The 22,309-nt window shown below is 35.1% G+C and carries 24 protein-coding genes; 11 read left to right on the top strand and 13 right to left on the bottom strand.

What is annotated here, in order from left to right; translation table 11 throughout:
• Positions 1–13 precede the first annotated feature (13 nt).
• Positions 14–1,015 (bottom strand): NAD(P)H-dependent glycerol-3-phosphate dehydrogenase, encoded by a 1,002-nt coding sequence (locus ACEN2N_RS07725; protein WP_441823784.1) that lies wholly within the window; start codon positions 1,013–1,015, stop codon positions 14–16.
• A gap of 110 nt (positions 1,016–1,125) precedes the next feature.
• Between ACEN2N_RS07725 and ACEN2N_RS07720 the strand changes: the two genes are divergently transcribed.
• Positions 1,126–2,040 carry a nicotinic acid mononucleotide adenyltransferase gene (locus ACEN2N_RS07720; RefSeq protein WP_441823783.1) on the top strand — a complete coding sequence of 305 codons (915 nt, stop codon included), beginning with the start codon at positions 1,126–1,128 and terminating at the stop codon, positions 2,038–2,040.
• A 53-nt stretch (positions 2,041–2,093) separates the two neighbouring features.
• On the opposite strand, the gene ACEN2N_RS07715 is transcribed toward ACEN2N_RS07720, so the two are convergent.
• The gene (locus tag ACEN2N_RS07715) at positions 2,094–2,621 is read right to left on the bottom strand and encodes a DUF421 domain-containing protein (RefSeq protein WP_441823782.1); all 528 of its coding nucleotides are present in this window, start codon (positions 2,619–2,621) and stop codon (positions 2,094–2,096) included.
• Between the two features lie 125 nt (positions 2,622–2,746).
• Complete coding sequence (locus tag ACEN2N_RS07710) at positions 2,747–3,595, bottom strand: helix-turn-helix domain-containing protein (protein WP_441823781.1); 849 nt, start codon at positions 3,593–3,595, stop codon at positions 2,747–2,749.
• 147 nt (positions 3,596–3,742) lie between these two features.
• On the opposite strand from ACEN2N_RS07710, the gene ACEN2N_RS07705 reads away from it, so the two are divergent.
• The gene (locus tag ACEN2N_RS07705; protein ID WP_441823780.1) at positions 3,743–4,717 is read left to right on the top strand and encodes a phytanoyl-CoA dioxygenase family protein; all 975 of its coding nucleotides are present in this window, start codon (positions 3,743–3,745) and stop codon (positions 4,715–4,717) included.
• A gap of 83 nt (positions 4,718–4,800) precedes the next feature.
• On the top strand, positions 4,801–6,426 hold the full coding sequence (locus ACEN2N_RS07700) for a SulP family inorganic anion transporter (RefSeq protein ID WP_441823779.1): 1,626 nt from the start codon (positions 4,801–4,803) through the stop codon (positions 6,424–6,426).
• Positions 6,427–6,450: 24 nt separating this feature from the next.
• Here the strand turns inward: ACEN2N_RS07700 and ACEN2N_RS07695 are convergent, their stop codons facing one another.
• The gene (locus ACEN2N_RS07695) at positions 6,451–6,723 is read right to left on the bottom strand and encodes a hypothetical protein (protein WP_441823778.1); all 273 of its coding nucleotides are present in this window, start codon (positions 6,721–6,723) and stop codon (positions 6,451–6,453) included.
• Positions 6,724–6,885: 162 nt separating this feature from the next.
• On the opposite strand from ACEN2N_RS07695, the gene ACEN2N_RS07690 reads away from it, so the two are divergent.
• Positions 6,886–7,989 (top strand): lactonase family protein, encoded by a 1,104-nt coding sequence (locus ACEN2N_RS07690; protein ID WP_441823777.1) that lies wholly within the window; start codon positions 6,886–6,888, stop codon positions 7,987–7,989.
• Here the strand turns inward: ACEN2N_RS07690 and trxA are convergent.
• The 5 genes from trxA to ACEN2N_RS07665 all read right to left on the bottom strand — a co-directional run bounded on the left by trxA (position 7,986) and on the right by ACEN2N_RS07665 (position 11,763).
• Entirely contained in the window at positions 7,986–8,282 is a 297-nt protein-coding gene (gene trxA / locus ACEN2N_RS07685; RefSeq protein WP_441823776.1) for a thioredoxin, read from the bottom strand. The two genes, ACEN2N_RS07690 and trxA, sit on opposite strands and share 4 nt — an antisense overlap.
• Positions 8,283–8,327: 45 nt before the next feature.
• Positions 8,328–9,017 carry a DsbA family oxidoreductase gene (locus tag ACEN2N_RS07680; protein WP_441823775.1) on the bottom strand — a complete coding sequence of 230 codons (690 nt, stop codon included), beginning with the start codon at positions 9,015–9,017 and terminating at the stop codon, positions 8,328–8,330.
• A 138-nt stretch (positions 9,018–9,155) separates the two neighbouring features.
• Positions 9,156–9,635 carry a c-type cytochrome gene (locus tag ACEN2N_RS07675; RefSeq protein ID WP_441823774.1) on the bottom strand — a complete coding sequence of 160 codons (480 nt, stop codon included), beginning with the start codon at positions 9,633–9,635 and terminating at the stop codon, positions 9,156–9,158.
• A 168-nt stretch (positions 9,636–9,803) separates the two neighbouring features.
• The gene (locus ACEN2N_RS07670) at positions 9,804–10,766 is read right to left on the bottom strand and encodes a YheT family hydrolase (protein WP_441823773.1); all 963 of its coding nucleotides are present in this window, start codon (positions 10,764–10,766) and stop codon (positions 9,804–9,806) included.
• Positions 10,767–10,788: 22 nt separating this feature from the next.
• Positions 10,789–11,763, bottom strand: coding sequence for an NAD(P)H-dependent flavin oxidoreductase (locus tag ACEN2N_RS07665; protein WP_441823772.1), 975 nt, complete (start codon positions 11,761–11,763; stop codon positions 10,789–10,791).
• 121 nt (positions 11,764–11,884) lie between these two features.
• Here ACEN2N_RS07665 and ACEN2N_RS07660 point away from each other — a divergent pair, with 121 nt between their 5' ends.
• Positions 11,885–12,358, top strand: a complete 474-nt coding sequence (locus ACEN2N_RS07660) for an acyl-CoA thioesterase (protein WP_441823771.1) — start codon at positions 11,885–11,887, stop codon at positions 12,356–12,358.
• 97 nt (positions 12,359–12,455) lie between these two features.
• A complete protein-coding gene (locus ACEN2N_RS07655; protein WP_441823770.1) occupies positions 12,456–13,073 on the top strand; it encodes a GntR family transcriptional regulator in 618 nt (205 codons plus the stop codon).
• On the opposite strand, the gene ACEN2N_RS07650 is transcribed toward ACEN2N_RS07655, so the two are convergent.
• Both ACEN2N_RS07650 and ACEN2N_RS07645 read right to left on the bottom strand, forming a co-directional pair.
• Complete coding sequence (locus ACEN2N_RS07650; RefSeq protein ID WP_441823769.1) at positions 13,070–13,972, bottom strand: DMT family transporter; 903 nt, start codon at positions 13,970–13,972, stop codon at positions 13,070–13,072. The genes ACEN2N_RS07655 and ACEN2N_RS07650 overlap by 4 nt on opposite strands.
• A complete protein-coding gene (locus tag ACEN2N_RS07645) occupies positions 13,969–14,322 on the bottom strand; it encodes an arsenate reductase family protein (RefSeq protein ID WP_441823768.1) in 354 nt (117 codons plus the stop codon). The genes ACEN2N_RS07650 and ACEN2N_RS07645 overlap by 4 nt, the downstream gene beginning before the upstream one ends.
• 136 nt (positions 14,323–14,458) lie before the next feature.
• Here ACEN2N_RS07645 and ACEN2N_RS07640 point away from each other — a divergent pair, with 136 nt between their 5' ends.
• Positions 14,459–14,920 (top strand): DinB family protein, encoded by a 462-nt coding sequence (locus ACEN2N_RS07640; RefSeq protein WP_441823767.1) that lies wholly within the window; start codon positions 14,459–14,461, stop codon positions 14,918–14,920.
• On the opposite strand, the gene ACEN2N_RS07635 is transcribed toward ACEN2N_RS07640, so the two are convergent.
• On the bottom strand, positions 14,917–15,663 hold the full coding sequence (locus ACEN2N_RS07635; RefSeq protein WP_441823766.1) for a DUF3298 and DUF4163 domain-containing protein: 747 nt from the start codon (positions 15,661–15,663) through the stop codon (positions 14,917–14,919). The genes ACEN2N_RS07640 and ACEN2N_RS07635 overlap by 4 nt on opposite strands.
• An 84-nt stretch (positions 15,664–15,747) precedes the next feature.
• Between ACEN2N_RS07635 and ACEN2N_RS07630 the strand changes: the two genes are divergently transcribed.
• The 4 genes from ACEN2N_RS07630 to ACEN2N_RS07615 all read left to right on the top strand — a co-directional run bounded on the left by ACEN2N_RS07630 (position 15,748) and on the right by ACEN2N_RS07615 (position 21,659).
• Positions 15,748–16,902, top strand: a complete 1,155-nt coding sequence (locus tag ACEN2N_RS07630; protein ID WP_441823765.1) for a cystathionine gamma-synthase — start codon at positions 15,748–15,750, stop codon at positions 16,900–16,902.
• Between the two features lie 160 nt (positions 16,903–17,062).
• Positions 17,063–18,406: an NADP-specific glutamate dehydrogenase gene (gene gdhA, locus ACEN2N_RS07625; RefSeq protein WP_441823764.1), complete on the top strand. Its 1,344-nt coding sequence runs from the start codon at positions 17,063–17,065 to the stop codon at positions 18,404–18,406.
• A 120-nt stretch (positions 18,407–18,526) separates the two neighbouring features.
• Positions 18,527–19,255, top strand: a complete 729-nt coding sequence (gene recO, locus ACEN2N_RS07620) for a DNA repair protein RecO (RefSeq protein ID WP_441823763.1) — start codon at positions 18,527–18,529, stop codon at positions 19,253–19,255.
• Positions 19,230–21,659, top strand: a complete 2,430-nt coding sequence (locus ACEN2N_RS07615) for a TonB-dependent receptor plug domain-containing protein (RefSeq protein ID WP_441823762.1) — start codon at positions 19,230–19,232, stop codon at positions 21,657–21,659. The genes recO and ACEN2N_RS07615 overlap by 26 nt, the downstream gene beginning before the upstream one ends.
• Positions 21,660–21,715: 56 nt before the next feature.
• On the opposite strand, the gene ACEN2N_RS07610 is transcribed toward ACEN2N_RS07615, so the two are convergent.
• Positions 21,716–22,120 carry a hypothetical protein gene (locus tag ACEN2N_RS07610; protein WP_441823761.1) on the bottom strand — a complete coding sequence of 135 codons (405 nt, stop codon included), beginning with the start codon at positions 22,118–22,120 and terminating at the stop codon, positions 21,716–21,718.
• Positions 22,121–22,309: the final 189 nt, after the last annotated feature.

The following is a 22,309-nucleotide window of genomic DNA, read 5'->3' as shown; positions in this document are numbered from 1 at the left end:
AATTCTAATGAGCTTAATTTAATTTATCCGTTAGGTCTAAAAAAACTTTCTTAGGATTTTTATTCTCATAGAGAACTTTATAAACAGCGTCAATAATAGGAGTTTTGACCTTTTTTGTAAAGTTCTCCTTTATGTTATAAGCACTTTTTGCCGCGTAATATCCTTCGGCAATCATACTCATTTCCATCTGCGCACTTTTTACAGTATATCCTTTTCCGATCATGTTACCGAACATTCTATTACGACTAAATACAGAGTATCCGGTAACCAACAAATCACCTAGGTAGGCAGACTCATTGATGTTTCTGTCAATTTTATGAATACGTTTTGTATAGCGTTTCATTTCACGAATTGCATTACTCATCAATACACTCTGAAAATTATCACCATAACCCAATCCGTGGGCAATACCAGCGGCAATGGCATAGATATTTTTTAACATGGCGGCATATTCTGTACCGATAATGTCTTTACTGATATTAGATTTAATATAATTGCTAGAGAGATTATTGGCAATCAATTTTGCCTTCTCGGTATCTGCACAAGCAATAGTTAAATATGAAAGTCGCTCCATCGCAACCTCTTCAGCATGGCAAGGCCCAGTTATTACGCCAATATGATCAAAAGGTATTTCGTAAACGTTATGAAAATGCTCGCCGACTATTAATCCCGACTCGGGTACAATACCTTTTATGGCTGAAAATATTATTTTGTCTTTTAATGAAACGGTCAGTTTATCTAATTCTCCGACCAAAAAAGCAGAAGGAATAGCGAAAATTAAAACATCGGCATTATTCACAGCCTCGTTAATATCGTTGGTCAAATCTAATTGTTCGGTCTTAAATTCTACCGAAGTCAGGTAATTTGGGTTGTGTTTTTGAGTTTTAATATGCTCTATAGCATCGACATTACGCATATACCAACCAACTTTTTCTTGGTTACTGGTCAACATTTTAACGATGGCCGTAGCCCAACTTCCACCACCTAAAACCGCAAATTTCGCATCGTTGTTCATAGGGCAAATTTACCAATAATTTATATGCTCATAATATGATTAGTATCAGTCTTATGTAAATTTTGGCATGGAGATTGTTTTATGGTTAATAACCTATTAAATAAAATCATATGAAAACTATAAAACTACTTACAGGATATTTTCTATTGGCCACCTTAATGGTTTCGTGTTATTCAGAAGTTATTATTGAAGATGGTTTTATAGAAGAGTCAGCTTTTAATACCGATCAAGTTTTACAAAGCTATGATTTATGGTATGTAGATATTAATGCGACGCGTGGTAATGGTGAAGTGCCTTTTTTACAAAGAGCATTTACAGTGTCTTTTGATCGCGGAGTCTTATATGCAAATAATAATATCGTTGGCATCGGCAAAACGGGTGGTGGCTATGGTATTGATGTAGGTACTTATGGTACGCTTAGAGGTACTGTTGATATTGCACACGATATTGACGGATCTTGGTTTCTAGAAGTTTTTGCTGTAAATAATAATACGATAGAGTTGTATGATGCAAATTCAGATACATCGTATTATTTGAAAGGATATCAGATTAATAATTTCGATTATGACACGGTCTTCTATGATAATATCAATTACTTCATACAAGAATATGATGCATGGGAGAAAATCTATACTAGTGAAGCAGGCGCTTTAAATGATTTTGATAATGAAAATTATGTGCAATTTTTACCCAATTTTTTCAGGTCTTCATTAGATGCGCCAAATACAAGTGTTTCTAATTTACAGTGGGATTTTGAGGGTGATTATCAGGTATATGATGTTCAGGGCGACAATTCATTAAAAACATTGACTTTAGACTATGACTTTATGGGCGATGATTATTTTGAGTTATATGTGATAAATGACAGCACTATAGAGTTATATCACCCAGATAGTGGAACAACGTACGAGTTTAAAGGTAGAGGATACCAAGAGTATTTAAAATCTGCCAAAGGTTCAGAAAGTAAGAAAAGAATAAAATCTTTTAACCCTACGATGAAAGTAGAGCGAAAGAAGGCAAAATAATTTTTAGTTTGATTGTCTCAAGAATGCCCTATTCGTTAAGATTAGGGCATTTTTTATGCTTCAGGTTTTACGTCTTCTATTATGATAGTATCGATATCTATAGGTTTATCGGTGTGAAGAACCGATATATCGCCTGTAGTTTCAAAAATGACAGCTTTTACTTGCGACAGTTGTAACACATTTGCTTCACGAAGTTTGCCCATTAAATCTGCCTGACTTACCAATGCTTTTTTTAAGTTCTCTTTTAAAATTATACCGTTTTTCATTAGAAGAATTGGGGTATTGGTTATTACTTTTTGTGCAGCATTAGATGATGATAAAAGCTTGGCGAATAATGCCTGTAAACCTGCAAGCAAGGCTATAGAAACCATGGCGGGCATTAAACTTGATTCAGGTGTGTTTACAGCATCTGCTAGAATAGAACCCATGGCAATGGTAACTGCAAAATCAAAACTTGTCATTTTAGCGAATGTTCTTTTACCTGTTATTCGGGTAATGAACATCATATATAAATAGATAAAAACAGCTGCAATAACTATTTGCAAAACGGTTTTGAATGAAAGTGGGTCGAAAATTTCCATGAGTATATTTTTAGAGGTTATTCGCTACCCATCTAAAAGGTAGATGAATGTAGACATTGTGTTCCGCTAAAAATAAAAAGGTCTCACGTTACATGTTTCCTCTTTTGCATATAATCATAGTTCATTTAATTGCGCTGAAGTCTCTTTTTAAATGCTGAAGGATTTTCTCCTGTTACTTTTTTAAACGTTCTATTGAAGTATGATAGACTTTCAAATCCGCATTCAAAACAAGTTTCGCTAACATTTTTTCCTGTAAGTAATAAACGTTTCGATTGGCTTATGCGATATTGATTTAAGAACTCTATAAAAGTGCTGCCTGTGGCTTTTTTAAAGTATCGACAAAAGGCAGGTTTCGTTAAATTACAGAATTTGGCAACTTCATCTACCGAAATTTTTCCTTGGTAGCGCTCATCGATTAAAGCATAAATATCACGAATTCTACTTTGTTCTTTTTTACTATATCTATTCTTATACGGTTTTTTGTGTAGTAATTCGAACTCATTACTTTGAGATAGCCTTTTAAGAATATTCATGATGGACATGAAATATTCAAAAGGTTTTAAGGTGTGTAGTTCCTTTAATAATTCGCCCACTACTTTTTTAGTTTCCCCGTGAAAAGCGATTCCGTATCGAGAAAGATCTAGTAATCTATTTAGGCTTTGTAATTCTGGTAAAGGGTCAACAAAAGTATTTTTAAAATTAGGTTTAATATGTAAAACTTCTTCACGGTAATCTGTCTTCACACCGTAATCGAAGTTTAAATGCGGTATGTTAGAACCAATCAATACAAGGTCGTTTTCTTCATATTCAGAAATGTGATCACCAACATGCCTGGTACCATTAGCTCCTTCAATATATACCAACTCATATTCCGGATGAAAATGCCAGTAAAATAGATGGCTCAACTTAGGGTCATGTAAAAGTCTAAACGGACTTTTAGATGCGGGGTCAATAGTTTCTAGTTCAATCTTCATGGGCTAAATGTAACAAAATTGCATATAAATTTAATATTGAGAAGCTGTAAAATCAATATTGTTCAAATTATGGTCAATATTAAGGTAGTTCAATTTGCTAACGCTCAGTAGTTTTATAAAATAATTCAAACTAAATTTTTTTATACGATGCAACAGACAAACAAAAATGTTGAGCAGGGTAATAAAGCGCACAAAGATATACCCGGTAATCCATCAACAGCAACAAGTAGTAAACAAAAATTGAATGATCGATCTAACGGTAAACCACTTCGTGTACTCAGCGAAGAAGATTGGAAATTCTGGATAGAGAACGGATACATAGTTATCAAAAATGCGGTACCGCTAGAGCAATCTAAAATAACGGCAGATTTTCTTTGGGAGTTTGATGAAAAAAGTGCGACAGATTCTTCAACATGGTATGCACCGCCAAGAGCAGAAATGCAAATGAAAGAATTAACCGGTACCGGAATGGTTGAGGTATATAACCATCAATATTTATGGAACAATAGACAAACGCAAAAAGTATATGATGCCTTTGTAGATGTTTGGGGAACAGAAAAGTTATGGGTTACTATTGATCGTGCAAATCTAAATTTTCCATTACCACCAGGAGTAGATAAGAAAGGATTTATACATTGGGATTATGATCCAGAGACCAAGCCACAAAATGTTCAAGGAGTATTAGCATTAGCAGACCAAGAAGATAAGAATATGGGCGGATTTCAATGCATACCATGGTTGTACCGTAATTACGATACGTGGAAATTAACACAGCCAGAAGACCGAGACCATTTTCAGCCTTCGTTAGATGGTTTAGAAGATAAAATTGTAAAAGTGAAAATGAAGGCTGGCGATTTATTGATTTTTAATAGTACAGAACCTCACGGTATTCGACCAAATAAGTCAAAAGATAAAGTTCGAATAGCGCAGTACATTTCAATGATGCCTGCAGAGCCAGAAAATGAAGAAATACGTAATTGGAGGGTAAATTCTTGGAAGAACAGAATTGCACCTGAGGGGTATGCATTTCCGGGTGATCCGCGTAAATGGGAACAAACCAAATATGAAACTGCTAAATTATCACCGTTAGGAGAGAAATTATTGGGCATAACAAGCTGGTAGATAGATAATTTGTTAATAATCAATAGGTTTGTGGTGAGGCCAGTAAATATTACTATTTTTGCGCCCTTTAAAGTTAGAGGCACATGGTGAAGATTTTCAATTTATTCGATTTCAAACAAAAAGTAGACTATAAAAATGAAATTTTAGCAGGATTAACGGTTGCAATGACAATGATTCCAGAATCATTGATGTTTGCAATTCTTGCAGGATTTTCACCATTGGTAGGTTTATATGGTGCTTTTATTATGGGATTGGTTACGGCGATATTTGGCGGTAGACCTGGGTTAATTTCTGGTGGAGCTGGTGCAACCGTAGTGGTACTAATGGCATTAATGAATTCTCACGGTTTAGAATATGTTTTTGCAGCAGTTGCTTTGGCCGGTGTTTTTCAATTAATCGTTGGTTTTTTAAAGCTTGGTAAATTTATTCGTTTAGTTCCTCAGCCCGTTATGTTTGGGTTTGTTAATGGTTTGGCCATTATTATTTTTATGGCGCAAATGGACCAATTTAAAATTGGTGTCGGTGATGCCGCAGTTTGGCTAACAGGTACTACTTTGTATACTATGGTCGGCTTAGTGTTATTTACTATTGCAATAATTGTTTTTGTTCCCAAACTTACTAAAGCAGTTCCGGCTTCATTAATAGGAATTATTGTGGTTTTTGCCGTGGTGTATTTTTTAAAGATAGATACTAAGCAAGTGGTAGATATCATAAATCAAGATACATTACCTGGTGAAGAGTTGAAGTCGCTTAGTGGGTCTTTACCTTTATTTCATATACCAACTATCCCCTTTACATTAGAAGCCTTTAAAATTATTTTTCCATACGGATTAATAATGGCCGCGGTTGGCCTTACGGAAGGTCTGCTTACCTTGAACTTGGTAGATGAGATTACTGGTACAAAAGGTAATAGCAATAGAGAGTGCCTGGCACAAGGAGGCGCAAATATTTTGAATGGTTTCTTTGGCGGAATGGGTGGTTGTCCAATGATTGCACAAACCTTGGTTAACCTATCGGCAGGTTCAAGAGCAAGGTTATCAGGTATAATTGCTGCGTTAACGATATTGATGATCATATTATTTGGAGCACCGGTAATAGAACTTGTTCCTATAGCTGCATTGGTTGGTGTTATGGTTATGGTTGCTGTTGGTACTTTCGAATGGGCAAGTTTTAAGGCCTTGAAAAGAATGCCTAAACCAGATATTTTTGTAATGATATTGGTCACTTTAATCACCGTTATTTTACACAATTTAGCCTTAGCCGTATTGATAGGCGTAATAATTTCAGCCTTGGTATTTGCCTGGGAAAGTGCCAAGAGAATTAGAGCTCGAAAATACGTAGATGAAGCAGGGGTAAAGCATTATGAGATTTATGGACCTTTATTTTTTGGTTCAGTAACCGCTTTTAGTGAAAAGTTTGATGTTGCAAACGATCCAGACGAAGTGATTATAGATTTTGCAGAAAGTAAAGTATCGGATATGTCGGCAATTGAGGCCTTAAATAGAATAACAGAGCGATATGACAGCCAAGGTAAGAAAGTTCACTTAAGGCACTTAAGTAAAGATTGTATTAGCCTTTTAAATGATGCAGAAGACATTATTGATGTAAATGTTATGGAAGATCCTACCTACAAGGTTATGGTTAATAAGCCTCTTTCTAAAGCAAAAGGTCCAGAAACTAAAAACCCGTTTAATCTTTGGGGTTTATAAGAATCTAGATTTTTGTACTTCTTCTTAATTAAAATAATAGATAGCATAAAAGACTCCTAAAACTATAGCTATAGAAAGAATATAAATTCCTATTTCTTGTATGCTGTCTTTTTTAGCTTGCGCCCTTATTTTATCACGCACTATTTTACGCTCTACATCTGTAAGTTCTTTAAAGTGTAATTTGGTTTCTTGCGAGTAGTCAAGATAATCTTTGCGCAAATCTCTAAAGCTTCTACTTTTTTTAAGTAGCGCCCTATTTGCCTTTATTACTTTCATTGGTTGTCCGCCGTATCCCATCGTCATCTCTTTCTTATATGTAGTAAAATTGAAGATTTTGTTACATAGAATTGAATTAATCTTAGTTTTTGAGGAATTCTTTTATACATTTATTAATCTAAATACTAGGGTTTAATTCCCTCATCTTAATGGGGAATATTCTTAGAAAATAGAAATAGAAAAATGAAGAATAAATTCGGGTTATTTATCTTGAGCATTGGGTTGGTTATTTTAAATAGTTGTAAGGTGGAAGAGTCAAAAAATGAAGAGTTTCTTTTTGTGGGAACGTATACAGATAATGGTAGTGAAGGAATTTATCGTTTCAAATTTAATTCAGATACAGGTGAATTGGTAAACAAATCTATAGCTGCAAAAATCAAGAATCCTTCTTATATAGCCTTCTCTCCAGATAAGAATTCAATGTATGCTGTAAGTGAGGTAGATGATTTTAAAAAGGAAGATGGCTCTATAACTACATTTAGAATAAAAGATACCACACTTTTTGAGGTAGATGTGCAATCTACTTATGGGGCCAACCCATGTTATGTAGGTGTCGCTGATGACGGAAAATTAGTTGCCGTTGCGAATTATACGGGTGGTAATGTTGCTGTATATAAGGCCTTAGAAAATGGAAATCTTAAACCATCTCCACAAGTTATTGATCATAAGGTGATCGATTCTACCAAAAAAGCCCATGCGCATATGTCTTCTTTCTTAAATGGAGAATTAATTGTGTCTGATTTAGGTCTGGACCGAATTAAAAAATATACAGCGACAGATGGCAATTTTGTTCCAAGCGTACAAAAAGAATTGGTGGTTGCAGAAGGTGCAGGTCCTAGGCATTTTGTAAGCTCTAGTAATACAGAATTTCTTTATGTAATCAATGAATTAAATTCGACCATTACAATGTTTCAGAAAGAAGATGGTAAGTATTATGGTAAGGAAACCTATGATACAGTAGATTCAGACTTTGAAGGAGAAAGCTATTGTGCAGATCTTCATTTATCAGCTGATGGCAAATTTCTTTATGGTACAAATAGAGGGGAAAATACTGTAGTGATATTTAAAATAGATAAAAATACCGGAAAACTGGACTTAGTAGGCCGAGAGTCTGTAAAAGGCGATTGGCCAAGAAATTTTACTATAGACCCTACAGGTAAATATGTACTGGTAGCAAATCAACGCAGCAACAATATTGTTGTTTTTAATAGAGATGCAGATAATGGCACTCTAAGTTTTGTAAGCCAGGTTGATTTGCCTAGTCCAGTATGTTTAAAATTCTATTAATTAGATTTAATAATCTGTAGTAATTCGTTTTTTGGCACAACGCCAGATTGTCTCCAAACTTGCTTGCCGTTTTTAAATAGAATCATAGTAGGTACACCTCTAACTTGGTATTGAGAAGCCAATGTTTGATTTTTATCTACGTCTATTTTTACGACTTTAATAGCGTCACCTAAATCTCCTTTTACATCTTTTAAAATAGGTGCTAGGGTTTTACATGGTCCACACCAGTCAGCAAAAAAGTCTACTAAAACCGGAGTGTCCCCTTTTATGATATCAGAAAATGATGATTTCATAGTTTTTATTTTATAAATTAATATTGATTTTTAGCTAAGGTTAAGTTAGCAAATTCCGGTTGATGGATCACAACTATCACCTGTAGCAATTATTTTTAAAGGAGCTACTTGCTGAAAAGCCTCTAAAAATGCAGCTGGTGGTTGAGCACCACTAATCCCAAATTTATCATTGATGATAAAGAAAGGCACACTGTTAACACCGCGTTGCTGGTAATGGGCAATTTCTTTTTTTACAGCATAAGCAATAGCATCATCATTTAAAATATTTTTCGTTTTTTCTGGCGACCAATTATATTCAGCCATTATAGTACTTAACACATCAACATCGTTTAAATGTAGATTCTCATCAAAATAGGCTCTCATTAAGCGTTCTTTTAAGGCATCTTTAAATCCTTCTTCTCCAGCAACGTGTAATAGTTGATGCAATGGCAGGGTGTTGATTGCCAACCATTCTTTACCAAAATTAAAGTTGATGCCTTCTTCTTTTCCGCTCTCTTCTAAACGTTTGGTCATTTCAAGAGGACCTTCTAAGTTTCCAAATTTATTGGTTAAATAAGTATCTCTATCCAAACCTTCCTTTGGTATATTGGGGTCTAATTGAAAAGGGTGCCATTCAATTTCTATCTCGGCGCCGTCCCATTCTTTTATCGCTTTTTCTAGTCTTTTCTTACCAACATAACACCATGGGCAGGCAACATCAGAAACTATATCTATTTTTATTTTAACGTTTTGCATATTTCAATCATTTAATACCCAATTGGTCGTAAAAAGTAGTGAAAACATACTTTTATAAGTAACAAAGATTGTTTGCTAAAAAAAGAAAACCCTTTCATATTCATGAAAGGGTTTTCGGTATTAGGTTGGCGTTTAACTTTATAGCGTACGTAAGTATTCTGCTAAGTTACGAGCATCCTCTTCGTTTAAATTCTGATTAAGCATAATTGCATTGTTATATTCTTTTAATAATGATTTTGCAATAGGATCTTCTTTTAACATTCTATCTGGGTTGATAATCATGTTCATTACCCATTCTGGACTTCTACGCTCGTAAACACCTTTCAATGCTGGTCCTATCATACGTTGCTCTGCCATATGGCAAGCGGTACAAATAGCCTGAAATTTTTCTTTACCAGCAGCAGCCATTTCTTCGTTAACGGTATCATCAAAACTAACACTGGTAATTGGACCAACACCTTTGTTGTCTAAATCAACTGGCACGCCTTCACTTGCCGTTTCTTTTTTAACTTCTTTTTTGGTTCTGTTCATTTCAAAACCTTCTTTTTTCTCTTCTTTTTTCTCGCCACAACTAATAATCATTGTGCTAAGAGCTAATAAAGTGAATAATTTGCGCATACGTTACTATCTTTTAAGTGTTGTCTGTAAATTGAGCAACTAAGATATGAATTTTTACGAGTCGAAGTAAGATTTAATAAGGATCGGTTTTAGTTTTTAACTAATAATTTTATGAAAGTAACAATTTGTATGAACGAATTTATATTTGTTTAAAAAACCTAGACTAGGTTATGCTATATTGTCTAAAAACTCTAACGTACGTCGTTCTGCATACGTAAAATTATTGTTGCCGTAAAAACCTACATGCCCACCATATTTTGGCATTTCAAGAAATAGGTTTTTATGGTGTTTGGCAATTTCAATGGGGTAACATTCAGACCCTAAGAAAGAATCGTTTAAAGCATTGATAATTAAAGTTGGTACATCAATATTTTCTAGAAATTGAAGACTGCTACTTTTGGCATAATAATCCATCGCGTCTGTAAAACCATGAGCTCTACTCGTATAAAAATCATCAAAATCTTTAAGAGTTTTAATGTTTTCAATATCGGTATCTGAGATAAGGTCAGGAAACGACTGTTGTTTCTGTTTTAATTTTACGAGAAGGTTGCCTTTAAATCTTTTGGCATACAGTGCGTTCTTGAACTGCAGTAATTGATGAAGCGAATCTGCTAATTGACATGGTACAGAAATAGCAACTGCGCCTTTAATTTCAATAGGCAATTCACGTTTTTCGCCTAAGTATTTTAGTAGAAGGTTACCACCAAGGCTAAAGCCGTGTAAGTAAATATTTTGGTATTCATCTAACTGTAAAACATGTTCAATAACCGCTTGTAAATCTTCGGTAGCACCAGAGTGGTAAGAGCGAAACAATTTGTTGGCGGTACCACTACATCCTCTAAGATTTATGGCGCAAACATCATAGCCAGATTGTGTCAAAACTTTCGCACTGCCTTTCATGTAAGCACGCTTAGAACTACCTTCTAGGCCATGAATTATAATAACTAATTTTTTGGAAGGAGATGAAGCATAGCTCCAATCCGTATCTAAAAAATCAGCATCTGGTAAAGTAATTCGAATACGTATTTGCTCTAAATTGGCTACTTTTCTAACTAACCCTGAATATATGGTAGATAGGTGTCCGCTCTTAAAAAATAAAGGCGGATTATATGTAGAGTCAAGTAGAGGCATGATTTTAATTCTGAATGTTTATTTACTTCGGATATGATTCTAGAACTTTGATCTGTTCTTCGATAGCCTCTTTAAATTCTGTTTTTAAATGTGATACTAACTCGGCAACCGGTATAGAATCGTCAATAAGTGCTGAACCTTGCCCAGCAGACCAAATTGTTTTCCAAGCTTTAGCTTCGGTATCCAATTCTTTGCCAAAATCTATTTTTACATCTTTTTTAAGGTCTTCTTCTGTTATACCTGCCGCTTTTAAACTAGCACCTAGAAAATTGGCGTGTACACCAGAAATTGAAGCGGTATATACCACATCGCTAGCACCTGCATCGATAATCATTTGTCGATATTCAGGTGAAGCTTTACTTTCATTTGTATTGATAAAACGCGTACCCATATACGCTAAATCGGCGCCCATTTGAAGGGCAGATGCGATATCTCGACCCGTACTTATACATCCGGAGAGAAGAATAGTTTTATGGTAGAATTTCTTTATTTCAGCAACTAAAGGCATTGGGTTAATGGTACCAGCATGACCACCTGCACCTGCAGCAACAAGAATCAATCCGTCTACACCAGCTTCAGCAGCTTTCTCGGCATGACGTTTTTTAATAATATCGTGAAAAACCAATCCGCCATAACTATGAATAGCATCTACCACCTGAGATACAGCACCTAAAGAAGTGATGATCAAGGGTACTTTATGCTTCACACATAATTTTATATCTGCTTCTAATCTTGGGTTAGTTGCGTGTACAATTAAGTTTACGCCAAACGGGGCAGGTTTTTTACCTGTCTCTTCTTCAAAGGTCTTAAGGGCAGATTTTATTTCAATAAGCCATTCTTCAAATCCTTCACTTGTACGTTGGTTCAATGCAGGAAAAGTACCAACGATGCCATTTTTACAACATTCTATAACCAATTGAGGTCCAGAAATTAAAAACATAGGTGCTGCAACTGCAGGCAGTGATAATTCTTTTATGAAAGCGGGTTTATTTGACATAATGATGATAATTTGAACGTGATTTAAAAATAACTATAAAAAACGGTGTTCAGTAGTTCTTACATTTCAAAACTATGTTATTTTTATAAGGTATTATGCATGCATAACAAAAAATATTAAAATGTATATTAAGGATTTTGAAGTACGGTGGAGTGATATAGATGCGAATCGTCATTTAGCGAATTCTGCATATGTTAATCTTATGAGCCACACACGAATGGCTTTTTTAATAGAGCAGGGCTTTGATCAAAAAACTATGGTTACTTATAAAATAGGACCTGTAGCATTTTATGAGCACATGTATTATTTTAAAGAAGCCTTTCTTGGTAATCAGGTCAAAGTTTCTCTAGAGATTATGGGACTAAGTGAAGACGGTAAATTTTTTGAATTCCACCATAATTTTTACAATGACAAGGGAGAAAATATTGCGCGTTGCGAAATGATGGGTGCTTGGATCAGTTTAGAGTCAAGAAAGTTAACAGGTCTAGCCATTGAATTAAGATGTAAATTTAGTGATATAGAGAAAGCAGTTAGTTTTAAAGTACTCACCAAAGAGGACACAAGGAAATTCTTGAAAATTCCTAAAAATTTATAGGAATTGTAATGTTAAATACCTTATTTTTAATTTGTTAAATAAACTAGAAACTAGTGAGGTCATTAGTTCTTAAATAACCAAATAACAGATTTGCTTAATGGTTAGCCTGCCAGAAGAAATATTTCAAGATACATATGGTAAAGTGAAAAAGTTGATTGTCACCAAAAAATTGGTGCCGGGTCAACTTATAACCGAACATAGATTATCGCATACATTAAATATAAAAGATGACACGATACCAGTGGTGTTGTTACAGTTAAGACAAGAAAGTCTTTTGGTTGGTAATTTAGATAGTGGTCTTGCGGTTAGAGAATTATGTGCTCAAGAAATTACAGAAATGTTCGATTGTAGAATAGCAATTGAAACCATGGCTGTTAAACTTTTTACAAACCATGCATCACAATCTAAAATTGATGACCTAAGAAATCTATTGGTGCCTTTTGAGAATGGACCGAAAAATGGATATGTTTTCTATAAAATAGACCGATATTTTCACGAATTCATAGTAAAGAATTGTGGAAATAGAGCATTATACCAACTCTATAAATCTGCAAAAATACTACCTTTTATGGATCTTGTAGGTCTGAATAGACCGTTGCATGTGATCATGCAAGAGCATCTTGATCTGGTTTCTTCTATGCACCATCGCGATGAAAGTAAGGCAAGTGAGATTATGAGGATTCATTTAGAAAACGCAAAAAAATCACATATTTAGTCTTCTTGAAGTTGCCTTTTAGGTCTTTTACTTGAAAGATATACCCCTACCAATACAAAACAACCAGCAATAATTTTTATTGTAGTTATGGTGTCTTGACCTGTAAACACAGCATAGGTAATACCAACTAAAGGTTGTACATATACAAAAGCACTTAGAGTTGAGGCTTTTAACTGGGTAAGCGCAAAAATATTGAACAAATAGGTACAGAAAGTTGTTCCGAGAATTACAAAACAAATACCGAAATAAGCTTCAAAAGGTAAAGTGTTCCATGAAATTTCCATGAATTCTTGGTATCCAAAGGGTAGGCAAATAAGCACACCTAAAGAAAATAGCCATTTCATGAAGGTAAATGGATGGTATTTGCTGATTAATATTTTTACCAATACTAAGTAGGATCCATAGAACATAGAGTTCAAAAAAATCAAGAAATTACCGAGAGGTATATTTGGGGCATCTTGTCTTACTTCGGTGCCGAACAAAATTAGGCCTAGGGCACCAAGTAAACCGATAGTAATTCCTATTATTTTTCTTCCCGATATCTTTTCTTTTAAAATTACTGCCGATAGAATTAATACAACAATGGGCGTAGTTGTAATTAATACTGCGCTATTTATTGGTGTAGAGAGCGAAAGACCTTTGAAAAACACCAACATATTTAGAGCCATACCTAATAAGGCACAAATAAACATACGTAGGTAATCTTTAGGGTCGATACGTTCTTTTGGTCCGAAAGGTGAAATCAACCAAAATAGAATAGCTGCACCGAGAACCCTTAAAATTATAAATCCGAAGGGTTGCACATAATGTGGCATAATACCTTTGGCAATAGTATGGTTAACACCATAAATGGTAGTTGCCCCAATAGCAGCGAGTATGGCTAATAATCTTTTGCTCAAGAGTGGATTGCCGTTTTAGCGGCCGCTACCACTTTTTTACTATTCCCTATAAAAATTTGGTCATCAACAATAACAACAGGTCGTTTTAAGAAGGTGTATTGTTCTAATATCAACTCTTTAAAATTTTCTTCAGAAAGGTTTTGTTCTTTAAGATTTCGTTCTCGATATAAAATCGCTCTTTTGCTGAACAAATCTTCGTAGCTATGAGATAGACTTTGCATTTTTTTAAGCTGAGAAGGCGTTATAGGTTCAGTTTTTATATCCTGAAGTTCAAAATCTGTAAGTGGTTGTAGTTCTTTGATAATACGTTGGCAAGTAGAACAAGTACTTAAATGGTATATTTTTTTCATGACTTTGAGTGCTTAGAATGATGTTTTTTATCCTTCCGAAAGAAAAAACACCAGTATTCGATGTTGGATTTAGAAATACAAAGAAACCTAAATATCATTAATTGTGCTATTTTTACAAAGCTTAAAATATGAAATGATGACTGAGAATATATTTGAGATTATGTTGCAAAATCGTAGAAATCTACATGCGATATTAACAAAGACACCTAAAGAAAAACTACTTAATATTCCAGCAGGGTTCAATAATAATGTGTATTGGAATATAGCCCATACTATAGCAACACAACAAGTTCTTATCTATAAGTTCAGCGGATTAAAAATGCGTATACCTGAAGAATTGGTTGCCAAATTCAGTAAAGGTACGGTGCCAGATGGTACAGCTACCGATGAAGAAATGATGATGTTAGCAGATTTTTTAATTTCTACAGCAGAATGGCTAATAGAAGATTACAATACGTCACTTTTTCAAAAATTCAACGAGTATACAACGAGTGCACGTGTAACACTTAAAAATGCTGATGATGCGATAGCATTTAACTTGTTTCACGAAGGGCTTCACATTGGGCAAATCTCACTATTGTTAAAGCAATTAGCTTAAGGTTGCTGCTGCGGATACTTTAAAAAAGTGTTTGCTTCAATATAGGGTATGGTCAATGAAATAGGGCCATCTGCAAAAGATGCAATTTCGTAAGGTTCGTAGAAAAGTAGAAGTCCGTTTTCGGTATACCCCAAATTGTCAGGTAGATAAAAACTTTCTGATTCGAACATAAAACCAGTATTGTTTATAGAGCCTACTGTAGGTATGTTTTCTTGTTTTCTAAAAAGAGCTTCTGCAAATACTTTAAAGTCGTCTAGGTTTTTGAATAAATCTTCTTGGTATAATTCTACGCCATTAAGTTTGTCAAAATTCAAAAACCGGTTCGTACCGTAACCGTGTGCTCCACCGGTATAAATGTAAGACTCTAGTTTAATAGTAATTATATCTTTGTTTTCGAAAGTTATGGCGCCTTCTATTGTAGCTTCCCAGGGCATAGATTCTTCGGGGAATTTTCCGGTTAGTTCTTCATAATCATAAACAAAAGCTTCTTTCGCTTCTTCTAAGTTTTGCGCGTTGCTTTCCTCATCAAAATTCAATAGTGCGATGATTTCTCCTTCTAAGGCTTCGTTGATGGTCTTGCTTAATTTTGTTTTGCCGGTTGCCTCTGGTATTTCGATACGTACCGAAGTACAATTATCGCAAGATTCGGTAGCGATGGTCAACGGTTCAAAAGAAAGGGAGTCCTTAGTATTACAAGAGATAAGGATAAAACAAATAAGTAGGCAGGTAAGCTTAGATTTCATGGAGAAAATAGATTTTGTGTAAAAATACAGCTTCATTGTATTCCCCGAAAGATAACAATACATTTGTGTAATAAATTCTTGAATATGGGCTCTAAAAACTTAAAGTTTAATACGAAAACCATACATGGTGGTCAACAACCAGATGCAGCTTACGGTGCTGTTATGCCACCTATATATCAAACATCTACATATGCCCAAACTACACCAGGTGGTCATAAGGGTTATGAATATTCAAGAAGTGCCAACCCAACAAGAACAGCTTTAGAAAAGTCATTAGCAAGTATAGAAGGTGGCGAATTCGGTTTGGCTTTTGGTAGCGGTCTTGCAGCAATCGATGCAGTCCTTAAATTATTGGCACCGGGCGATGAGGTTATTTCTACCAATGATTTATATGGCGGATCTTATAGAATATTTAAAAAGATATTTGAAAAATTCGGAATCGTTTTTCATTTCGTAGGTATGCAGGGTACAGATGCTGTACGTGATAAAATAAATACGAAAACAAAGTTGATTTGGGTAGAAACACCTACTAACCCAATGATGAATATTGTAGATATAAAGGCAATAGCGTCATTAACCAAGGGGGAAGATATATTGTTGGCGGTAGATAACACCTTTGCTACCCCTTATTTGCAATTGCCATTAGAACTGGGTGCAGATATTGTAATGCATTCAGCTACCAAATATCTTGGGGGTCATAGCGATACTGTTGTAGGGGCTCTAATAGTGAAAGACCAAGAATTAGCAGATAAACTCTACTTTATACAAAATGCAAGTGGTGCCGTTTGCGGACCTATGGATAGTTTTTTGGTCTTGAGAGGAATAAAGACATTGCATGTACGTATGCAGCGCCATTGTGAAAATGGTAGGGTAATCGCCGAATATCTTAAAAGTAACCCGAAAGTTGAAAAGGTGTACTGGCCAGGTTTTGAAGATCATCCAAATCACCATATTGCAAAAGAGCAAATGAAAGATTTTGGTGGCATGATTTCTTTTGTGCCTAAAGGAGGTAATTATGATGATGCCATAAAGATTGTAGAACGGTTACAGGTTTTTACATTGGCAGAGTCTTTAGGTGGCGTAGAAAGTTTAGCCGGTCACCCTGCAAGTATGACCCACGCAAGTATTCCGAAAGAAGTACGACTTAAAAACGGAGTGGTTGATTCGTTAATCAGATTAAGTATTGGTATTGAAGATGTTGATGATTTAATATCAGATTTAGAACAAGCAATAAAATAATTGACCAAATGTTAAATTAAATGTAGCAAGATTAGGTAGTTTGTTGCCAAAACAACAATTTTTATCGATTTTTGAAAAAATACACTATCAAATTACACAAATAGCATAATTTTGACGTTATATTTTGAAATCAATAATTTAAATAAGTTTAAATAGCTTTATGGAAAATAAAATAAAAGCATTTATGGATGAGGTTATTGCCAGAAATGGTCACGAACCAGAATTCATACAAGCGGTGCAAGAAGTTGCAGAAACGGTTATACCATATATTGCAAATCAGGAAATATATAATGGTAAGAATATTCTTTTAAGAATGGTTGAGCCAGAACGTTTAATTTCTTTTAGAGTTGCGTGGGTTGATGATGCAGGTGAAATTCATGTAAACCGTGGGTATAGAATACAAATGAACTCGGCAATAGGTCCATACAAAGGCGGTTTGCGTTTTCACCCAACCGTAAATGCGAGTATCCTTAAATTCTTAGCTTTTGAGCAAGTATTCAAGAACAGTCTTACAACATTGCCTATGGGTGGTGGTAAAGGTGGTTCTGATTTTGATCCAAAAGGTAAATCTGATGATGAGGTAATGCGTTTTTGCCATGCCTTCATGTTAGAATTAAACAGACATATTGGTCCTAATACCGATGTACCTGCCGGCGATATTGGTGTAGGTGCTCGTGAAATAGGTTTCCTTTTTGGTATGTACAAAAAGATCCGTAATGAGTTTACCGGTGTATTAACAGGTAAAGGTCTTTCTTGGGGTGGTTCTAAAATTAGACCAGAAGCTACAGGATATGGTACTGTATATTTTGCACAAAGTATGCTAAAGACGAAGAATGAAACTTTTGAAGGTAAAACAGTAGTAATTTCTGGATCAGGAAACGTTGCTCAGTATGCTGCCGAAAAAGCAATTTTATTAGGTGCTACAGTAGTTACACTTTCAGATTCTAGCGGTTATATCTATGATAAAGATGGCTTGAACGATGAAAAGCTAGCTTTCGTAATGGATCTTAAGAATAATAGAAGAGGCCGTATTTCTGAGTATGTAGATAAATATGCTTCAGCCGAATTCCATAAAGGGAAAACACCTTGGGAAGTAAAATGTGATATTGCATTACCATGTGCTACCCAAAATGAGTTAGATGAAGATGATGCTAAAAAGCTATTGAAAAATGGATGTATATGTGTTGCCGAAGGTGCTAACATGCCTTGTAATGCAGATGCTGTTCATGTTTTCAATAATGCAAAAATATTATTTGCGCCAGGTAAAGCTTCAAACGCAGGTGGTGTTGCAACATCAGGTTTAGAAATGTCTCAGAATTCATTAAGAATTAGCTGGACACGTGAAGAGGTTGATGAGCGCCTAAAAGTAATTATGGAAGATATTCATGCTTCTTGTATCGAGTACGGTAAAGAAGAAGATGGTTTCTGTAACTATGTAAAAGGAGCAAACATTGCTGGTTTCGTAAAGGTTGCCGATGCAATGTTAGCACAAGGTGTTATCTAGAAATTAGATTTATAAAAGTAAAAATATAATGCGGGACTCTATATTAGGGTCTCGCATTTTTTTATAGAACGTCTTCGCCAAACTACAATCAACTATCTTTGTTGAAATAGATGTTCTAATATGCAGGTAACCACAAAGGCTATAGTATTTTCTGCACTAAAATACGGCGATACAAGTCTTATCGTCAAAGCCTATACTGCATCTGACGGAATTAAATCATATTTATTAAGGGGAGTCTTAGCTTCAAAAAAGGGAAAATTGAAGTCCGCCTACTTTCAGCCTTTAACCCAATTAGAAATTGTTGCCAACCATAAAAACAAGGGCACATTAGAGACCCTTAAAGAAGCAAAAGTATTTTATCACTATCAAACTTTATATGCCGACATGGCTAAAAATGCCATGACTTTATTTTTAGCAGAGCTTTTAGGCAATAGCATTCGAGAAGAAGAGCGCAACGAAGATATGTTCGACTTTCTTGAAGCATCGCTGCAATGGTTAGATATGAATAAAGAAGTCGCTAATTTTCATTTGTACTTTATGTTATCGCTAACACGTTTTTTAGGTTTTTATCCTGATGTATACCAGATAGATAAGCCCTATTTTGATCTGTTAGAAGGTGAGTTTGTAGCTGCCGAATCATTGAATCCGATACTTAGGGGAGAAAATATTTATCATTTCAAGACCTTATTGGGCACAAATTTTGATGTAATGCATACCGTAAAGATGAAAAAAAGCAGTCGTCAAGAATTGCTGAAATCCTTAATTCTGTATTTTGAATTGCATTTACAAGGTTTCAGAAAACCAAAGTCGCTTGCCGTTTTAAATGAAGTTTTCAATACCTATGTATAAGCACTTGTTCGTAGCTCTTTTTTTGTGTTATTTTTTTGGCACTGCTCAACAAATTACCGTCTTAGATGCCGATAGTGGAGAGAAGATTGCCAATGTTGCCGTTTTCAATAAAGACAAATCGAAAATAGCCTTATCTAATTTCGATGGGGTTTTCGATGCTTCGGTATTTATGGGTAAAGAACGCATCACGCTAAAGCATATCGGTTATCAAGAATTTAAAACAACGAAGCAGCAACTGCAAAGACAAGGCCAAAGAGCTTATTTGATTATGAAAGCCCAGCAATTAGATGAAGTGGTGATGTCTGTGTCTAAATGGGAGCAGCAAAAAAGAGATATACCCAATAGAATTATCTCATTAGATGCAAGAGCTATCGCTTTTTCTACACCGCAAACAGCTGCAGATTTGCTACAGAATAGTGGTAAAGTATTTGTTCAAAAAAGCCAAATGGGTGGTGGTAGCCCTATGATTAGAGGTTTTGCTACAAATAGATTATTGTTATCTGTAGATGGTGTAAGAATGAACAATGCCATATTTAGGGGTGGTAACGTGCAAAATGTAATATCTATTGATCCCTTTACAATTAAAAACACAGAGGTAATTTTTGGTCCGGGTTCGGTTATTTATGGAAGTGATGCTATTGGCGGCGTAATGAACTTCTACACCAAAAAACCGATGTTATCTCAAAACGATAGTCTTTTGGTACATGGCAATGCCGATTATAGATTTGGAACGGCGAATATGGAGAATACGGTGCATGCCGATATTAACTTAGGTAAAAAAACTTGGTCATCACTTACGAGTCTAACTTATAATAATTTTCAAGATTTAAGAATGGGTTCTCACGGCCCGGATTCATATTTAAGGAATACATACATAAAAACAGTAAACGGTATTGATGAGTTGGTAGAAAATGATTCTCCAAAGAAACAAGTTCCCACAGGTTATGATCAAATAAATTTTATGCAAAAACTTCTGTTTAAACCCAATGCAAAGTGGGATTTAAATTTAGGCACCTATTATAGCGAAGCATCAAACTATTCTAGATACGACCGTTTAATTAGACCAACTAGCGATGGTTTAGGCTTGCGTTCTGCTGAATGGGATTACGGGCCACAAAAGTGGTTTATGGCAAATGCGCAAGTACAGAAAAAAGGAAACGGAAAAGTATATGATGGTTTAAAACTAGGTTTTGCATATCAACATTTTGAAGAAAGTAGGATAAATAGAGATTTTCAAGACGAGATAAGAAATACTACCAAAGAAAAGGTAGATGCGGTAAACTTTAATATCGACCTAGAGAATAAAAAAATTGGCGATTTTAGGCTCTATTATGGTACCGAGTATATATATAATAAAGTAAGGTCAAATGGTTTTGATTTAAATATCAACACTGACGAAAAAACCGATGCTGCATCAAGGTATCCAGATGGTTCTACTTGGCAAAGTTTGGCAGGGTATACAAATGGAGAGTACAAGGTAAAGCCAAATTTTACAATTATGTCGGGTTTGCGATATAGCCATGTTTGGGTAGATGCTGTTTTTGATGATACGTTTTATGATTTTCCGTTCAAAACGGCAGATTTAAGTACAGGAGCATTAACCGGTAGTATTGGTTTTAGTTGGTTTCCTAGAGCTAATCTTCAGGTAACATTAAATGGTTCAACAGGTTTTAGAGCACCGAATATAGATGATGTCGGTAAAATATTTGATTCAGAACTAGGGTCTGTGGTCGTACCAAATCCAGATTTAGAACCCGAATATGCATACAATGCAGAGATAGGCATACAGAGAAACATAAACGATAAAATAATTCTAAAAGGAGCAGCTTATTACACGTATTTAGTAGACGCTTTGGTGCGTAGAGATTTTAGTTACAATGGAGTTTCAGAAATAGAATATGGCGGCGAGTTAAGTAATGTGCAGGCAATTCAAAATGCAGCTAAAGCCTATGTGTATGGTTTTGAATTTGGATTGGAAGCTTATTTGACCGAACAATGGTCACTATCTTCAAACTTGACATTTACAGAAGGTGTAGAAGAAGAAGATGATGGTTCAGAAACACCGGCACGGCATGCGGCACCTACTTTTGGGGATTTTCATATCGTATGGAAAAATCAGCGGCTACGAACAGATCTATTCTTGAATTATAATGGTGAAATAGGGTACGATGATCTTGCGGTATCAGAAAGGTCTAAAGAGTACATTTATGCTACAGATGAAAATGGAAATCCGTTCGCACCTTCATGGTACACTTTAAATTTTCGCTCTAAATATGATGTTACGAATCAATTTAAGGTAACCGCTAGTTTAGAGAATTTTACAGATCAGCGGTATAGAACATATTCTTCTGGTATAGTAGCGCCAGGTATACACATGATTATTGGTGTGGGATATCATTTTTAAATAAAAAAGACCCGTTGGTAACGGGTCTTTTAAAATTATAAAAAAAAAGGATATTGTTAGTGTTTAACCGCCTTTTTTACATCTTCAGCTGTTTGAGCTGCTTTGTCAGCTGCATCATTCGCAGCTTTTTTTACGTCATTACCTGCATCTTTAGCAGCATCCATAGTCTCTTCACCAGCTTTCTTAGCAGCGTCCATACCATCTTGACCAGCTTCTTTTACCGTTTCAGCAGCATCTTCAGCAGCATCCATTGCATTTTCACTTGCTTCTTTAGCAGCGTCCATTGCACCTTCGCCAGCTTCTTCTAAATCTTTACCAGCTTCTTTTAACTCTTCACCTGCATTTTCTAAAGCTGCACCAGCTTCTTCAGTTGCAGATTTTGCTTTATCGGCAGCATCTCTACAAGAAACTGACATACTAAGTGCTAAAATTGCTAATGATCCTAAAATTACTTTTTTCATTTTTGTAAACGTTTAATGGTTAATTGTTCCGTGTTAATATACGCAGAAATTTAACTTTTGGATGTTTAAGAGGTGAATTAATCCTTTAATACGTGGTTTATAAGCATTTCAGTACTGTCAATACACTCCTCTTTGCTTAAAATTTTATAATTTTGCAGCCTTTAAAATCCAATACTATAAGCATTTTGT

Origin of the sequence: Maribacter spongiicola, from assembly GCF_052119685.1 — a bacterium.
Lineage (GTDB): Bacteria > Bacteroidota > Bacteroidia > Flavobacteriales > Flavobacteriaceae > Maribacter > Maribacter spongiicola_A.
This window is presented reverse-complemented; position numbering and strand designations above follow the sequence as displayed.

Coding starts and splice junctions, on each gene's coding strand:
- ACEN2N_RS07615 (WP_441823762.1), top strand. CDS start 19,230: ATGAAGTTTTCAATACCTATGTATAAGCACTTGTTCGTAGCTCTTTTT.
- ACEN2N_RS07720 (WP_441823783.1), top strand. CDS start 1,126: ATGAAAACTATAAAACTACTTACAGGATATTTTCTATTGGCCACCTTA.
- ACEN2N_RS07675 (WP_441823774.1), bottom strand. CDS start 9,635: ATGCGCAAATTATTCACTTTATTAGCTCTTAGCACAATGATTATTAGT.
- ACEN2N_RS07610 (WP_441823761.1), bottom strand. CDS start 22,120: ATGAAAAAAGTAATTTTAGGATCATTAGCAATTTTAGCACTTAGTATG.
- ACEN2N_RS07725 (WP_441823784.1), bottom strand. CDS start 1,015: ATGAACAACGATGCGAAATTTGCGGTTTTAGGTGGTGGAAGTTGGGCT.
- gdhA (WP_441823764.1), top strand. CDS start 17,063: ATGGAAAATAAAATAAAAGCATTTATGGATGAGGTTATTGCCAGAAAT.
- ACEN2N_RS07710 (WP_441823781.1), bottom strand. CDS start 3,595: ATGAAGATTGAACTAGAAACTATTGACCCCGCATCTAAAAGTCCGTTT.
- ACEN2N_RS07695 (WP_441823778.1), bottom strand. CDS start 6,723: ATGGGATACGGCGGACAACCAATGAAAGTAATAAAGGCAAATAGGGCG.
- recO (WP_441823763.1), top strand. CDS start 18,527: ATGCAGGTAACCACAAAGGCTATAGTATTTTCTGCACTAAAATACGGC.
- ACEN2N_RS07640 (WP_441823767.1), top strand. CDS start 14,459: ATGACTGAGAATATATTTGAGATTATGTTGCAAAATCGTAGAAATCTA.
- ACEN2N_RS07635 (WP_441823766.1), bottom strand. CDS start 15,663: ATGAAATCTAAGCTTACCTGCCTACTTATTTGTTTTATCCTTATCTCT.
- ACEN2N_RS07670 (WP_441823773.1), bottom strand. CDS start 10,766: ATGCCTCTACTTGACTCTACATATAATCCGCCTTTATTTTTTAAGAGC.
- trxA (WP_441823776.1), bottom strand. CDS start 8,282: ATGAAATCATCATTTTCTGATATCATAAAAGGGGACACTCCGGTTTTA.
- ACEN2N_RS07665 (WP_441823772.1), bottom strand. CDS start 11,763: ATGTCAAATAAACCCGCTTTCATAAAAGAATTATCACTGCCTGCAGTT.
- ACEN2N_RS07690 (WP_441823777.1), top strand. CDS start 6,886: ATGAAGAATAAATTCGGGTTATTTATCTTGAGCATTGGGTTGGTTATT.
- ACEN2N_RS07680 (WP_441823775.1), bottom strand. CDS start 9,017: ATGCAAAACGTTAAAATAAAAATAGATATAGTTTCTGATGTTGCCTGC.
- ACEN2N_RS07645 (WP_441823768.1), bottom strand. CDS start 14,322: ATGAAAAAAATATACCATTTAAGTACTTGTTCTACTTGCCAACGTATT.
- ACEN2N_RS07660 (WP_441823771.1), top strand. CDS start 11,885: ATGTATATTAAGGATTTTGAAGTACGGTGGAGTGATATAGATGCGAAT.
- ACEN2N_RS07705 (WP_441823780.1), top strand. CDS start 3,743: ATGCAACAGACAAACAAAAATGTTGAGCAGGGTAATAAAGCGCACAAA.
- ACEN2N_RS07655 (WP_441823770.1), top strand. CDS start 12,456: ATGGTTAGCCTGCCAGAAGAAATATTTCAAGATACATATGGTAAAGTG.
- ACEN2N_RS07700 (WP_441823779.1), top strand. CDS start 4,801: ATGGTGAAGATTTTCAATTTATTCGATTTCAAACAAAAAGTAGACTAT.
- ACEN2N_RS07715 (WP_441823782.1), bottom strand. CDS start 2,621: ATGGAAATTTTCGACCCACTTTCATTCAAAACCGTTTTGCAAATAGTT.
- ACEN2N_RS07630 (WP_441823765.1), top strand. CDS start 15,748: ATGGGCTCTAAAAACTTAAAGTTTAATACGAAAACCATACATGGTGGT.